The sequence below is a fragment of the Planomonospora parontospora genome (genome assembly GCA_014647935.1).
Lineage (GTDB): Bacteria > Actinomycetota > Actinomycetes > Streptosporangiales > Streptosporangiaceae > Planomonospora > Planomonospora parontospora.
The window spans coordinates 97,956-110,772 of record BMQD01000019.1 but is presented as its reverse complement, the minus strand read 5'-3'; the positions used below and the strand labels follow the sequence as shown (position 1 = coordinate 110,772).

Sequence of the window (12,817 nt, the reverse complement as noted above, 5' to 3'; positions counted from 1 at the left end):
CCGCGCCCGCGTCCGTGCCCGTGCCCGTGCCCGGGCCCGCGCCCGCGGGCGCCTCCGACCACCGTTCCACCGATTCGCGCCGGCCTCGGCGGCCGGCCAGGGAGAACCGATGACCACCGCCATCACCGGCAGCGCCGTCAGCGCCGTCACCGCCCTGCGGGAGACCGTCTGCCGCCTCCACGACGAGCTGGTCCGCTACGGCCTCGTCGCCTGGACCGCCGGGAACGTCTCCGGCCGGGTGCCCGGCGAGGACCTGTTCGTCATCAAGCCCAGCGGCATCTCCTACGACGACCTGACGCCCGAGTCGATCGTGGTGTGCGACCTGGACGGCAACCTGGTCGACGGCGACCTCGCCCCGTCCAGCGACACGGCCGCGCACGCCTACGTCTACCGCGCCATGCCGCACGTCGGCGGCGTCGTGCACACCCACTCGACCTACGCCTCGGCCTGGGCGGCCCGCGGCGAGGCGATCCCGTGCGTGCTCACCGCGATGGCCGACGAGTTCGGCGGGGAGATCCCCGTGGGACCGTTCGCGCTGATCGGCAACGACGACATCGGCAAGGGCGTCGTCGCCACGCTGGAGGGCCACCGCTCCCCGGCGGTGCTCATGCAGAACCACGGGGTGTTCACCATCGGCAAGGACGCCCGGGCCGCGGTGAAGGCCGCCGTCATGTGCGAGGACGTCGCCCGGACCGTGCACGTCGCCCGCCAGCTCGGCGAGCCGCTGCCGATCGCCCAGGCCGACATCGACCGCCTCCACGACCGCTACCAGAACGTCTACGGCCAGCGCTGAACCGCATGTACAAGGAGTCCGAACAGATGAAGTCCCTCAACGGCCGCGAGATCTGGTTCCTCACCGGGAGCCAGGGCCTGTACGGCGAGGACACGCTGCGCCAGGTGGCCGAGCAGTCCAGGCAGATCGCCCAGGCGCTGAACGACGCCGAGGCCGTGCCGTTCCGGGTGGAGTGGAAGCCGGTGCTCACCGACGCCGACGCCATCCGCCGGGTCTGCCTGGAGGCGAACGCCGACGACGCCTGCATCGGCGTCATCGCCTGGATGCACACGTTCTCCCCGGCCAAGATGTGGATCGCCGGGCTGGACGCGCTGCGCACCCCGCTGCTGCACCTGCACACCCAGGCGAACATGGCGCTGCCCTGGGACTCCATCGACATGGACTTCATGAACCTGAACCAGGCGGCGCACGGCGACCGCGAGTTCGGTTACATCCAGTCGCGGCTCGGCGTGCCCCGCAAGACCGTCGCCGGGCACGTCGGCGACCCGTCGGTCGCGGCCCGGATCGGTGCCTGGGCCCGGGCCGCCGCCGGGCGCGCCGAGGTCGGCTCGCTCCGGCTGGCCCGCTTCGGCGACAACATGCGGGACGTGGCCGTAACCGAGGGCGACAAGGTGGAGGCGCAGCGGCGCTTCGGCGTCTCGGTCAACACCTACGGGGTCAACGACCTGGTCGCCGCCGTCGACGCCGCGTCCGACGCCGAGGTCGACGTGCTCGTCGGCGAGTACGAGGACGTCTACAAGGTCGCGCCCGAGCTGCGCTCCGGCGGCGAGCGCCACGACTCGCTGCGCTACGCCGCCCGCATCGAGCTGGGCCTGCGCGGCTTCCTGGAGGCGGGCCGGTTCGGCGCGTTCACCACGAACTTCGAGGACCTCGGCGGCCTGCGGCAGCTGCCGGGCCTGGCCGTGCAGCGGCTGATGGCCGACGGGTACGGCTTCGGCGGCGAGGGCGACTGGAAGACCTCGGTGCTGCTGCGCACGCTCAAGACGATGTCGGCGGGCCTGCCCGGCGGCACCTCGTTCATGGAGGACTACACCTACCACCTGAACCCGGGCCAGGAGCTCATCCTCGGCGCGCACATGCTGGAGGTCTGCCCGACGATCGCCTCCGGCACGCCGTCGTGTGAGATCCACCCGCTGAGCATCGGCGGCCGGGAGGACCCGGTCCGGCTCGTCTTCGACGCCGAGCCCGGCCCCGCGGTGGTGGTCGGCCTGGCCGACATGGGCGAGCGGTTCCGGCTGGTCGCCAACGAGATCGACGTCGTCGAGCCCGCCGCGCCGCTGCCGAACCTGCCGGTGGCCCGCGCGGTGTGGCGGCCCCGGCCGGACCTGCGCACCTCCGCCGAGGCCTGGCTCACCGCCGGAGCCCCGCACCACACCGTGCTGTCGGCCGCGATCGGCGCCGAGGAGCTCACCGACTTCGCCGACATGCTCGGCGTCGAGCTGCTCGTCATCGACGCCGACACCACCTCCCGGCAGTTCGCCAAGGAGCTGCGCTGGAACCAGGCCTACTACCGCCTGGCCCAGGGCTTCTGACAGGGCTTCCGGCCCGGCCCGGCTCGGGGCCGGCGGCCGCGTCGGACGGGTCCTGCCCGCCCCGCCCCGGGGAGAGATCGGGGAAGGGGCGGGTAGGAGCCCGGGCATGACGCGAATCGGATACACGATGATGTGCGAGCAGACGCCCGCCCGGCAGCTGGTGGACGACGTGGTCGCGGCCGAGCGGGCCGGCTTCGACTACGCGGTCGTCTCCGACCACTACTTCCCGTGGCTGGAGGAGATGGGGCACTCGCCGTACGCCTGGTCGGTGCTCGGCGCGGCGGCGTACGCCACGGAGAGCCTGCCGCTGATGACCTACGTGACCTGCCCGATCATGCGCTACCACCCGGCGGTGGTGGCGCAGAAGGCGGCCACCGTGGGAGTGCTGTCCGGCGGCCGGTTCACGCTCGGGCTGGGCGCGGGGGAGAACCTCAACGAGCACGTGATCGGCCAGGGCTGGCCGCCCGTCAACACCCGGCACGAGATGTTCCGCGAGGCCATCGAGATCATCAAGGGGCTCTTCGAGGGCGGCTACTTCACCTACCGGGGCGAGTACTTCGACGTCGACTCGGCCAAGCTGTTCGACCTGCCCGAGCAGCCGGTGCCGCTGGCGATCGCCGCCTCCGGCACGCAGTCCGGCGACATCGCCGCCCGGTACGGCGACGCGCTCGTCGCGGTGGACCCGGACACGGACCTGGTGCGCTGGTTCAACGACTCGCGCGGCCAGGGCAGGCCGGTCTACGGCCAGCTGGCGATCAGCTACGACCCGGACCGCGACGCGGCGGTGGAGCGCGCGCACCGGCTCTGGCGCTGGGCCCTGCCCGGCTGGAAGGTCATGGCCGAGCTGCCGGCCCCGGTCAACTTCGCCGCCGCAGCCGAGACCGTGCGCCCGGAGGACGTCGCGGAGAAGATCCCGTGCGGCGCCGACGTGGAGGCGGTCGTCGAGGCCGTCCGCGCCTACACCGATGCCGGGTTCACCCACGTCGCACTGGTCCAGATCGGCGCCGAGCACCAGCGCGCGTTCATCGAGTGGTCGGAGAAGGAACTGCTGCCCGCCCTGCGGCGGGGGTGAGCCGTACGGCACGGCCGGAGCGACCGTCCGCCTGCCCGGTCCCGCGGCCCGCGCCACGTGGCGCAGACCGCGGGACGGCCCCGGCACAGGGGCTCAGCGACGCGGGTCCGGGCCCTCGGTGACGCCCCAGGCCTCCGCGAGCCGGCCGTCGGCGACGCGGAAGATCTCGATGAGCACCGGCCGGGCGCCGCCGCCCGGAGCGGTCATCCCCTCGACGGACGAGCGCACGGCGACCTTGTCGCCGTCGACCAGGATGTCGTCGGCGACGACGCGCATGGCCGGGAACCGGGCGACGACCTGGCGCCAGGCCTCCCTGCCCGCTTCGAACCCGGTGGCGCCGAGCGGGTGGTTGCGGAAGCCGGGGGTGAACAGGTCGGCGGCCTCGTCGAACCGCCGGGTGTTGAAGCATTCCTGCATCCGCAGGATCAGGGTGCGGGCTTGCTCACGGGTGGTCATCGGAGCGGCCTCCTGGTGTCCGGTGGGATCCGGCCGCGGCGGAACGGCGCGGGCATTAAACGGGTCGTCGCCCCGTTTATACCGGGCAGCATACGGGGCTCTGCCCCGGTTAAGCTAGGGGTGAGATGTCCAGCCGAACGCCTGACCGCACTCCGGCCGAGCCGGTGACGCCTCCCGGGGACGACCGGGGGCTGCGGGCCGACGCGCGCCGCAACCGTGAGCGGGTGCTGCGGACCGCGCAGCGGCTGTTCGCCGCGCACGGCCTGGGTGTCCCGCTCGACGAGATCGCCCGCCGCGCGGGTGTCGGCCCCGGCACCGTCCACCGGCACTTCCCCACCAAGGAGGCGCTGTACCTCGCCGTTGCGATCGACCGGATCAGGCGACTGGTGGCGGAGGGTGAGGCGCTCGCCGGCACCGGCGATCCGGCCGCCCTGTTCACCCTGCTGTCCCGGATGACGGCCTCGGGCGCGGAGAACGCGGCGGTGAAGAGCGCGCTCGCGGCCGCCGAGTTCGACCTGCGCGACGCCGCGCCGGACGCCGCGGCGGACCTCACGCACCAGGTCGCACGCCTGCTCGACCGCGCCCGCCGCGCCGGCGTCGTACGCCACGACGTCACGGCCGACGAGGTGATGGCGATCGTCGCCGGCGCCTTCGCCGCGATCCGCCACGCCGGTGAGGACGCCGGTCAGGAACGCTCCGCGCACATCGCCGGGATCATCCTCGACGGGCTGCGGCCCCGGTGACACGGCCCCGCGGAGCGGGGGTGTCAGGGGGCCGCCGAAGTCCGCCGGAAAAACATCGCGGCGGGATGTCGAGAATCCGAGTGCGGCTCCGTCTCCGGAGCGAACACGGCCACAATGGGCCGCACGAGCACCGAGGAGAACACGATGGCCAAATACCTGCTGCTGAAGCACTACCGCGGCGCCCCGGCTCCGGTCAACGACGTGCCGATGGACCGGTGGACGCCGGAGGAGATCTCGGCCCACGTGCGGTACATGCACGACTTCGCCGACCGGCTGGAGGCCACCGGCGAGTTCGTCGACGGTCAGGCGCTCTCCCCGGAGGGCACGTTCGTCCGCTACGACGGCGAGGGACGGCCGCCGGTCACCGACGGGCCGTTCGCCGAGACCAAGGACCTGATCGCCGGCTGGATGGTGATCGACGTCGAGACCTACGAACGGGCGCTCGAACTGGCCGGAGAGCTGTCCGCGGCTCCGGGGGCGGGCGGGAAGCCGATCCACGAGTGGCTCGAGGTGCGCCCCTTCCTGGCCGCGCCCCCGACCATCACGGAGTGACGCACGGTGGACGAGGTCCTGCTGCGGACCCTCACCCCCGCCGTGACCGGCGTCCTCGTCCGTCGCGGAGCAGACTTCGCGGCGGCCGAGGACGCCGTGCAGGACGCCCTGGTCGAGGCCGTGCGCGTGTGGCCGGACGACCCGCCGTGCGACCCCAAGGGCTGGCTGGTCACCGTGGCCTGGCGCAGGTTCCTGGACGCCGCCCGCAGCGACGCCTCCCGGCGGCACCGCGAGGCACGCGTCGAGCACGAGCCCGCGCCCGGCCCGGTCCAGGAGGGGGACGACACGCTCCGGCTGTACTTCCTGTGCGCGCACCCGTCGCTGACACCGGCCTCGGCCGTCGCGCTCACCCTGCGCGCGGTCGGCGGCCTGACCACGCGCCAGATCGCGCAGGCCTACCTCGTGCCGGAGGCGACCATGGCCCAGCGCATCAGCAGGGCCAAGCGGACCGTCGCGGGCGTCCGGTTCGACCGGCCCGGTGACGTCGCCACGGTGCTGCGCGTGCTCTACCTGGTCTTCAACGAGGGCTACTCCGGCGACGTCGATCTCGCCGCCGAGGCGATCCGGCTCACCCGGCGGCTCGCGGCCGCGATCGACCACCCGGAGGCGGCGGGGCTGCTCGCGCTCATGCTGCTGCACCACGCGCGGCGGCCGGCCCGGACCGGCCCCGGCGGCAGGCTCGTGCCCCTCGCCGAGCAGGACCGCGGCCGGTGGGACACCCGCCTGATCGCCGAGGGCGTCGGCGTGCTCCAGACGGCCCTGGCCCGCGACCGCCTGGGCGAGTTCCAGGCCCAGGCGGCCATCGCCGCGCTCCACGCCGACGCCCGGACGGCCGCGGAGACCGACTGGGTGCAGATCGTCGAGTGGTACGACGAACTGGTGCGTCTCACCGGCAGCCCGGTGGCCCGCCTCAACCGGGCCGTCGCGGTCGGCGAGGCCGACGGCCCGCGGGCCGGCCTGGCCGCCCTGGCCGGGCTCGACCCCGCGCTGCCCCGCCACGCCGCCGTCGCGGCGTACCTGCACGAGCGCGACGGCGACCCGGTGACGGCGGCGCGGCTGTACGCCGAAGCCGCCCGAGCGGCGCCCAGCCTTCCCGAATGCGAGCACCTCACGCGGCAGGCCGCACGGCTCAACGCGCGACTGCGCGGTTGAGCCGTGCGGCGCGGGGGGTCAGCCCTCGAACGACACGGTGGCGAACCGGTACCAGGTCTTGCCGTTCTCGTCCCCGTAGTGGACCCGGCCGGTCATGACCTTGCCGTACGCCGCCTGCCAGGTGTGGCTGCTCTCCTTGTACTCGCGGCTGGTGTCCCCGTCGATCAGCCGCACCTGCTGGCCCCGCCAGTACATCGCGCCGGTTCGGTACCTCGTGTCGCCGTTCTCGTCGCCTTCGTGCCACCGGCCGACGACCACCTGGTGGTCGGGGGCGCTGTAGTCGGCCCTGCTCTCCCGCTGCGCGGGGGTCCAGTCTCCGGCGTGCACCTGGACCTGCTCGCCGTCGATCAGGATCCGGCTGCAGTGGTAGGTGGTCTTCGCGTTCTCGTCGCCGTAGTGCGAGCGGCCGGTGAGCACCTGGTTCGGCGGGCAGGTGAACTGGACGCCCCACCACTCGGACACGGTCTCGCTGTAGATGCGTTCCATCTTGATCGTCACCGCCGCCGAGGCGGGGGCGGCCATGGTGGTGGCCGACAGTGCGGCGACCACGGCGACGACGGACAGGGCCTTGCCGTACGTTCTCATTGTCTTCGGTTCCTTTCGAAATGCGATCACGCGCAAGACGGCGGTGAAGACCGGACGGAGCCCGGCCGGGTGCTCCCGGGGTGCCCAAGGAGGGGACCGCTTCGGGAACGGCAGGCTCCTGCCGGTCACGCCGCCCGGCGCGACGGCCGGCGGATCGCCGCCGCTTCGAGGGCGGCGGCCAGCGGGGTCAGCCCGCGACGGTCACGGTGGCGAACCGGTAGTAGGTCGTGCCGTTCTCGTCCCCGCTGTGCTTGCGACCGGTCAGGACCTTGACCTGGTCCGCGTGCCAGGTGTGGCTGCTCTCCCTGTACGCGCCGCTGATGTCCCCGTCGGCCAGCAGCACCTGCTGACCCCGCCAGTAGACGGTGGCGGGGCGGTACCTCGTGTAGCCGTTCTCGTCGCCTTCGTGCCACCGGCCGACGACCACCTGGTGGTCGAGGGCGCTGTAGTCGGCCCTGCTCTCCTTCTGGCGGGAGGTCCATTCGCCGATCCGCACCTGGGCCTGTTCGCCGTTGATGAGGATGAAGCTGCAGTAGTAGGTGGTGGGGGCCCTCTCGTCGCCGTAGTGCGAGCGGCCGGTGAGCACCATGTTCGTCGGACAGGTGAACGGGTCGATCCACTCCCGCACCGTCCCGGCGTAGGAGCGCTCGACCTCGATCGTCACGGCCGCGGCGGACGCGGGCGCGGGAGCCGCCACGGCCACGGCCGCCAGAGCGGTCAGGGCGGCCGCCGCGGTGGACAATGCCTTCTTCCTCATACGTGTGCCTCCTGCGACGCGGTTTCGCTTACCCCGCGGAGCATCACAGGGCACACTGGTGATCCACTTGTGTCTCGGTTGCGACGGCGTGCCGCACCGGCCCCGGCCCCCTCCGGAGCCGGGCCCTCAGCCGGAGGGGCGCGGCAGATCCGAGATGCTGTCCAGCCAGGCCCGGTGCAGGCCGGCGAAGCGGCCGGCTCGCGCGATGAGCACCTCCGGCGGGCCGTCCTCCACGATCACCCCGCCGTCCATCACGAGCACCCGGTCCGCGGTCTCGACGGTCGACAGCCGGTGCGCGATGACCAGGGCGGTCCGGCCCGACAGGATCGTCCGCATGGCCCGCTGCACCAGCCGCTCGCCGGGGACGTCCAGACTGGAGGTCGCCTCGTCGAGGACCAGCACGGCGGGGTCGGCGAGGAAGGCGCGGGCGAACGCCACCAGCTGCCGCTGCCCCGCCGACAGCCGCCCGCCCTGCTTGCCGACGGGCGTGTCGTAGCCCTGGGGGAGCGCCGAGACGAAGTCGTGGGCGCCGACGGAACGGGCGGCCTCGACGACCTCGTCCATGGTGGCGTCCGGCCGGCCGAACCTGACGTTGTCCGCGACCGTGCCGCTGAACAGGAAGTTCTCCTGCGTCACCACGACCACCGCGGCGCGCAGCGCGTCCTCGCCGAGGTCGCGCAGATCGACCCCGTCCAGCAGCACGCGGCCGGAGACCGGGTCGTAGAACCTGGCGACCAGCTTGGCCAGCGTGGTCTTGCCGGCCCCGGTCGCGCCGACCAGCGCCACGACCTGCCCCGCCGGGATCTCCAGGTCCGTCCGGGGCAGCACCGGGGTGCCGTCCCGGTAGGAGAACTCCACCCCCTCGAACCGGATGGCGCCCGCCGGGCGCTCCAGCGGGACCGGGTCGCGCGGCTCGGCCACCGCGGGCCGCTCCTCCAGCACGCCGGAGAGCTTCTCCAGCGCCGCCCCGGCCGACTGGAAGGTGTTGTAGAACTGGCTGATCTCCTGCATCGGCTCGTAGAACTGGCGCAGGTAGAGCAGGAACGCGGCGAGCACGCCCACCGTCACCGAGCCGCCGGAGGCCAGCAGGCCGCCGTAGAAGAGCACGGCGGCGGTCGTGACGTTCCCGATGAGCTTGACGCCGGGCATGAAGATCGCGATCAGGCGCATGCTCCGCACGTTGGCGTCCCGGTAGTCGGCGTTGAGCCGGGAGAAGATCTCCTGGTTGCGGGGCTCCCCGCGGAACGCCTGGACCGCCCGGATACCGGTCATCGATTCCACGAAGTGGACGATCACCAGTGCCACGGTCTCCCGGGTCCGGCGGTAGGCCAGGCTCGACTGCCGCCGGAACCAGCGGGTGAACAGCAGCAGGACCGGCAGCGGGAGGAGGGCGACCAGCCCGAGGCGCACGTCGAGGAAGAGCAGCACGACCGCGGTGCCGACGAGGGTCAGCACGGCCGTGACGAGGCCGTCGAAGCCCGACTGCAGCATCTCGGAGATGGCGTCGATGTCGGAGGTCAGCCGGGACACCACCCGCCCGGAGGTGTAGTCGTCGTGGAACGACAGGGACAGCCGCTGGAAGTGGCGGAAGACCCGCCGCCGCAGCTCCAGGACGATGCGCTGGCCGATCCGGCCGGACATCCCGAGGAACGCCTGCCGGGTCACCGCCTGCACGACCGCGGCGGTCAGCAGCGCCGCGACGACCGTCACCAGCACGGCCGGCCCCTCGCCCGCGACCATGGGCGGGATGCCGTCGTCGATGCCCACCTTGACCAGGTAGGGGATGGCGAGCGAGGCCGCGTTGCCGGCCACGATGAGCGCGACCAGCACCGCGATCCGCCTGCGGTACGGCCGGAGCAGGTCGCCGAGCAGCCGCCGGGAGCGGTCCCGGAGCAGGAGCGACACCTGCTCCGGGATCTCGTCCCGGTCCTCGGCGGCGACACCGCGCCAGTCCCGCACCGCGCCGGTCGCCCCGGTCGCATCGGTGGTGCCCGCCGTGTCCGCCGTGTCCGTCGTCTTCTGGTCGCTCACCGCAGCGCCCCCTCCGCGTCCACGTCATCGTCGAAGTCGTCATCGAGACCGGCGCGCTCGCCCGGGTCCTCCTCCAGGTCGGCGGAGAGCAGCGCGCGGTACTCCGGCACGCCCGCCATCAGCTCCTGGTGGCGGCCGACGTGCGCGATCGTGCCGCCGGACAGCAGGGCGACCCGGTCGGCGAGCAGCACGGTGGAGGCGCGGTGCGCGACCACGATCCCGGTGGTGTCCCGCAGCACGTGCCGGAGGGCCCCCTCCACCAGGGCCTCGGTCTCGACGTCGAGCGCCGAGAGGGTGTCGTCCAGCACCAGGACCCGGGGCCGGGAAAGGACCGCGCGGGCCAAGGCGAGGCGCTGGCGCTGGCCGCCGGACAGGGACATGCCCTGCTCGCCGATCCTGGTCTCCAGCCCCCACGGCAGCCGGTGGACGAACTCCGCCTGGGCGACCCGCAGGGCCGCCTCGACCTCCTCCTCGGTGGCGTCCGGCCGCCCGAGCGTGAGGTTCTCCCGGACGCTCATGGAGAACAGGGTCGGCTCCTCGAAGGCGGTGGCGACCATGGAGCGCAGCGCGGGCAGCGACAGGTCGCGCACGTCGTGACCGTCGATCGTGACCCGGCCCGCGGTGACGTCGTGCAGCCGGGGGACCAGAGCGGTCAGCGTGGTCTTGCCCGAACCCGTCGCGCCCACGACCGCGACCGTCTCGCCCGGCCGAACCTCCAGCCAGACGTCGCGCAGCACCGGCTCCGCGGCGCCCGGGAAGCGGAACTCCACGCCCTCGAAGCGCAGGTGCCCGCTCGGCCGCGAGACCGTCCGGACGCCCCCGGTGATGGCGGGCTCGACGTCCAGCACCTCCATCACCCGGTCCGCCGCGGTCATCGCCTCCTGCGCCATCGCCAGGATGAAGCCGAGGGCCGAGATGGGCCACACCAGCTGGAGCATGAGCGTGGTGAAGGCCACCAGCGTGCCCAGCGACAGCGCGCCCGAGCCCACCGCCAGCGCGCCGAGCAGCAGCACGGCGGCGAGGGTGACGTTCGGGATCACCTCCAGGAAGGTGAAGAACCTGGCGGAGAGCCGCACCTTCTCCATCGCGGTCCGGTAGACCTCGCCGGCTCCGGCGTCGAAGGCGCCGTAGACGTGACGGCCGCGGCCGAAGGCCTTGATCGTGCGGATGCCGGCCGCCGACTCCTCGACGACGGTGGCCAGGTCGCCCTGCTGGTCCTGCACCCGGCGCGAGACGTCGATGTAACGGCGCTCGAAGCGCAGCGAGGTGACCACGACCGGCACCGCCGACGCGGCGACCAGCAGGCCGAGCGGCCAGTACATCTGCAGCAGCAGGACGGTCACCGTGAGGATCTGCGCGGTGATCAGCACGAGGAAGAGCATGCCGAAGCCGAGGAACCGCCGGATCGTCGACAGGTCGGTCGTCGCGCGCGAGAGCAGCTGGCCGGACTGCCAGGCTCCGTGGAAGGCCATCGGCAGCCGCTGCAGGTGCCGGTAGAGGTCGTCGCGGATCCGGGTCTCCAGGCCGATGACGGCGTCGGCCAGCAGCCAGCGGCGCACCAGGATGAGCAGCGCCTCGACCGCGCCCAGCGCGAGGGCGAGCAGTGCCAGGGGGAGCAGGCCCGAGTCGTCGCCGCGGGCGACGGGGCCGTCGACGACCTCCCTGCCGACGAGCGGGATGACGATCCCGATCCCGGTTCCGAGGAAGGAGGCCGCCCAGATGACGGCCAGGCGGGTGGAGTAGGGGCGGAGGTAGGACTTCATCCGCCACAGCGAGCGCATCCCGGCGAGGGGCCGGGTGCGGGGTCGTGGCGGCCGGGTCGCGGTTTCCGGCTCGGGGGCGGCGGTATCCGGGGGTTCGGGGGACATCGTCAGGCAGCACGCTCCTCACGGGTCTCGGTTGACGCCGGTCACCACGGGCGGTGAAGGGCCCGTTAAGGCTAAGCATCTCGTCAACAGGTTTTCCGCAGGAGGAAAGGGCCCATGCCCGACAGTGAGTGACTTTATGTAATCAGGGCACTACGCAGAGTATGAAAAACGGGGTGAGCGGGTCGGGACTCCGCTTGCTGATCATAATCGGCGAAGGTCCCGCGAACGATGACATCAAATACCTGGAGGAGGGCGCGCGGCAGCGGGGGCACCTGCCGCTCGTCGTCTCCTGGAGCGAACTGAGCGTGGCCCTCGACGAGCGGGGACCGCGGCTCTGCGCCGGCGGGCTCCCGCTGGCGGTGGACGGGATCGTCCACCAGATGTCCACCGACGCACTGCCGGGTCTCACCGTCCTCGGCGCGGTGGAGGACGGGATCGCGCACCTGAACTCCACCGCCGCCGTGCTGCGCTCGGCCGACAAGTTCGCCACGCACGTGCGCCTGGCCGCGTACGGCGTGCCGACGCCCGCCACCGCCTTCTGCCCGGGCGACCGCGAGCTCAGGATCTTCGCCCGGGCCTACGGCTACCCCGTCGTGCTCAAGCAGCCGGACGGGGCGCGGGGCTCGGAGGTCGCCCTCGCCAGAGGGGAGGACGAGCTGATCGCCAAGGCCGAGTCGATCCGGGGCCGGGGGAGGCCGCTGCTCGTCCAGCGGTTCGTCGCCGAGGCGGCCGGGCGCAACCACCGGGTGGTCGTCGTCGGCGGGAGGTTCGTCGCCGCGGTCGAGCAGACGGGCCGGCCGGGCGACTTCCGCTCCAACGGACCGGGGGACGTGTGCCGCCCGGTGGCCCTCACCGACGAGGAGGTGGCCGTCGTGGAGCGTACGGCCCGCGCGGCGGGGCTCGACCTGATGAGCGCCGACCTGCTGCGCGGCCGCGGCGGCCCGGTCATCCTGGAGACCAACTCCTTCCCCGCCTTCGGCGGTTTCGGCCACGTGGACCTGCGGGACCCGATCCTGGACCTGATCGAGCGCAAGGCGGCCGCCCGCCGGGCGGGAACGGGCGTCCCGGTCGCGGTGCCGGGGCACCGGCCGCTCGCGCCGTTCGTGCCTCCTGCGCCCGTCGCGGAGGAACCCCCGGCCGTGGCGGAGGTGCCCCCCGCGGTGGACGGGCTCCGCGTGCCGGGCGGGCCCCGGGCGGCCGGGAGGTCTCCCACTGGAGAGGAACCCGTCACCGCGCCGAACTGATCCGCCGCCCGCCGGGCGGGTAGACAGCGGGA

General features: G+C 73.1%; 12 protein-coding genes. 7 read left to right on the top strand and 5 right to left on the bottom strand.

Going from position 1 to position 12,817, the window contains the following annotated elements:
- Positions 1–109: 109 nt before the first annotated feature.
- The 3 genes from IEZ07_RS26425 to IEZ07_RS26415 all read left to right on the top strand — a co-directional run bounded on the left by IEZ07_RS26425 (position 110) and on the right by IEZ07_RS26415 (position 3,397).
- Positions 110–793, top strand: coding sequence for an L-ribulose-5-phosphate 4-epimerase (locus IEZ07_RS26425; RefSeq protein WP_189235912.1), 684 nt, complete (start codon positions 110–112; stop codon positions 791–793).
- Between the two features lie 26 nt (positions 794–819).
- Entirely contained in the window at positions 820–2,325 is a 1,506-nt protein-coding gene (gene araA, locus IEZ07_RS26420) for an L-arabinose isomerase (RefSeq protein ID WP_191897218.1), read from the top strand.
- 106 nt (positions 2,326–2,431) lie between these two features.
- Positions 2,432–3,397, top strand: a complete 966-nt coding sequence (locus tag IEZ07_RS26415; protein WP_068903086.1) for a TIGR03557 family F420-dependent LLM class oxidoreductase — start codon at positions 2,432–2,434, stop codon at positions 3,395–3,397.
- 93 nt (positions 3,398–3,490) lie between these two features.
- Here IEZ07_RS26415 and IEZ07_RS26410 read toward each other — a convergent pair whose 3' ends face one another.
- On the bottom strand, positions 3,491–3,853 hold the full coding sequence (locus IEZ07_RS26410) for an ester cyclase (RefSeq protein ID WP_191897217.1): 363 nt from the start codon (positions 3,851–3,853) through the stop codon (positions 3,491–3,493).
- A 125-nt stretch (positions 3,854–3,978) separates the two neighbouring features.
- On the opposite strand from IEZ07_RS26410, the gene IEZ07_RS26405 reads away from it, so the two are divergent.
- The 3 genes from IEZ07_RS26405 (at position 3,979) to IEZ07_RS26395 (ending at position 6,300) form a co-directional block, all read left to right on the top strand.
- Positions 3,979–4,596, top strand: a complete 618-nt coding sequence (locus IEZ07_RS26405; RefSeq protein ID WP_191897216.1) for a TetR/AcrR family transcriptional regulator — start codon at positions 3,979–3,981, stop codon at positions 4,594–4,596.
- A gap of 144 nt (positions 4,597–4,740) precedes the next feature.
- Positions 4,741–5,148: a YciI family protein gene (locus IEZ07_RS26400; protein WP_191897245.1), complete on the top strand. Its 408-nt coding sequence runs from the start codon at positions 4,741–4,743 to the stop codon at positions 5,146–5,148.
- A gap of 6 nt (positions 5,149–5,154) precedes the next feature.
- Positions 5,155–6,300: an RNA polymerase sigma factor gene (locus IEZ07_RS26395; protein ID WP_191897215.1), complete on the top strand. Its 1,146-nt coding sequence runs from the start codon at positions 5,155–5,157 to the stop codon at positions 6,298–6,300.
- An 18-nt stretch (positions 6,301–6,318) separates the two neighbouring features.
- On the opposite strand, the gene IEZ07_RS26390 is transcribed toward IEZ07_RS26395, so the two are convergent.
- The 4 genes from IEZ07_RS26390 to IEZ07_RS26375 form a co-directional block, all read right to left on the bottom strand.
- Complete coding sequence (locus IEZ07_RS26390) at positions 6,319–6,885, bottom strand: hypothetical protein (RefSeq protein ID WP_191897214.1); 567 nt, start codon at positions 6,883–6,885, stop codon at positions 6,319–6,321.
- Between the two features lie 187 nt (positions 6,886–7,072).
- The gene (locus IEZ07_RS26385) at positions 7,073–7,642 is read right to left on the bottom strand and encodes a hypothetical protein (protein WP_191897213.1); all 570 of its coding nucleotides are present in this window, start codon (positions 7,640–7,642) and stop codon (positions 7,073–7,075) included.
- Positions 7,643–7,768: 126 nt separating this feature from the next.
- The gene (locus tag IEZ07_RS26380; protein ID WP_239320613.1) at positions 7,769–9,673 is read right to left on the bottom strand and encodes an ABC transporter ATP-binding protein; all 1,905 of its coding nucleotides are present in this window, start codon (positions 9,671–9,673) and stop codon (positions 7,769–7,771) included.
- Positions 9,670–11,436, bottom strand: coding sequence for an ABC transporter ATP-binding protein (locus IEZ07_RS26375; protein WP_191897212.1), 1,767 nt, complete (start codon positions 11,434–11,436; stop codon positions 9,670–9,672). Before IEZ07_RS26375 ends, IEZ07_RS26380 begins: the two co-directional genes overlap by 4 nt.
- 299 nt (positions 11,437–11,735) lie before the next feature.
- Here IEZ07_RS26375 and IEZ07_RS26370 point away from each other — a divergent pair, with 299 nt between their 5' ends.
- Positions 11,736–12,785, top strand: a complete 1,050-nt coding sequence (locus IEZ07_RS26370) for an ATP-grasp domain-containing protein (RefSeq protein ID WP_191897211.1) — start codon at positions 11,736–11,738, stop codon at positions 12,783–12,785.
- Positions 12,786–12,817: the final 32 nt, after the last annotated feature.

What these genes read in the sequence shown, in the direction of transcription:
- IEZ07_RS26425 (WP_189235912.1), top strand. Translation starts at nt 110, where the DNA reads ATGACCACCGCCATCACCGGCAGCGCCGTCAGCGCCGTCACCGCCCTG.
- IEZ07_RS26385 (WP_191897213.1), bottom strand. Translation starts at nt 7,642, where the DNA reads ATGAGGAAGAAGGCATTGTCCACCGCGGCGGCCGCCCTGACCGCTCTG.
- IEZ07_RS26390 (WP_191897214.1), bottom strand. Translation starts at nt 6,885, where the DNA reads ATGAGAACGTACGGCAAGGCCCTGTCCGTCGTCGCCGTGGTCGCCGCA.
- IEZ07_RS26415 (WP_068903086.1), top strand. Translation starts at nt 2,432, where the DNA reads ATGACGCGAATCGGATACACGATGATGTGCGAGCAGACGCCCGCCCGG.
- IEZ07_RS26400 (WP_191897245.1), top strand. Translation starts at nt 4,741, where the DNA reads ATGGCCAAATACCTGCTGCTGAAGCACTACCGCGGCGCCCCGGCTCCG.
- IEZ07_RS26375 (WP_191897212.1), bottom strand. Translation starts at nt 11,436, where the DNA reads ATGAAGTCCTACCTCCGCCCCTACTCCACCCGCCTGGCCGTCATCTGG.
- IEZ07_RS26410 (WP_191897217.1), bottom strand. Translation starts at nt 3,853, where the DNA reads ATGACCACCCGTGAGCAAGCCCGCACCCTGATCCTGCGGATGCAGGAA.
- IEZ07_RS26405 (WP_191897216.1), top strand. Translation starts at nt 3,979, where the DNA reads ATGTCCAGCCGAACGCCTGACCGCACTCCGGCCGAGCCGGTGACGCCT.
- araA (WP_191897218.1), top strand. Translation starts at nt 820, where the DNA reads ATGAAGTCCCTCAACGGCCGCGAGATCTGGTTCCTCACCGGGAGCCAG.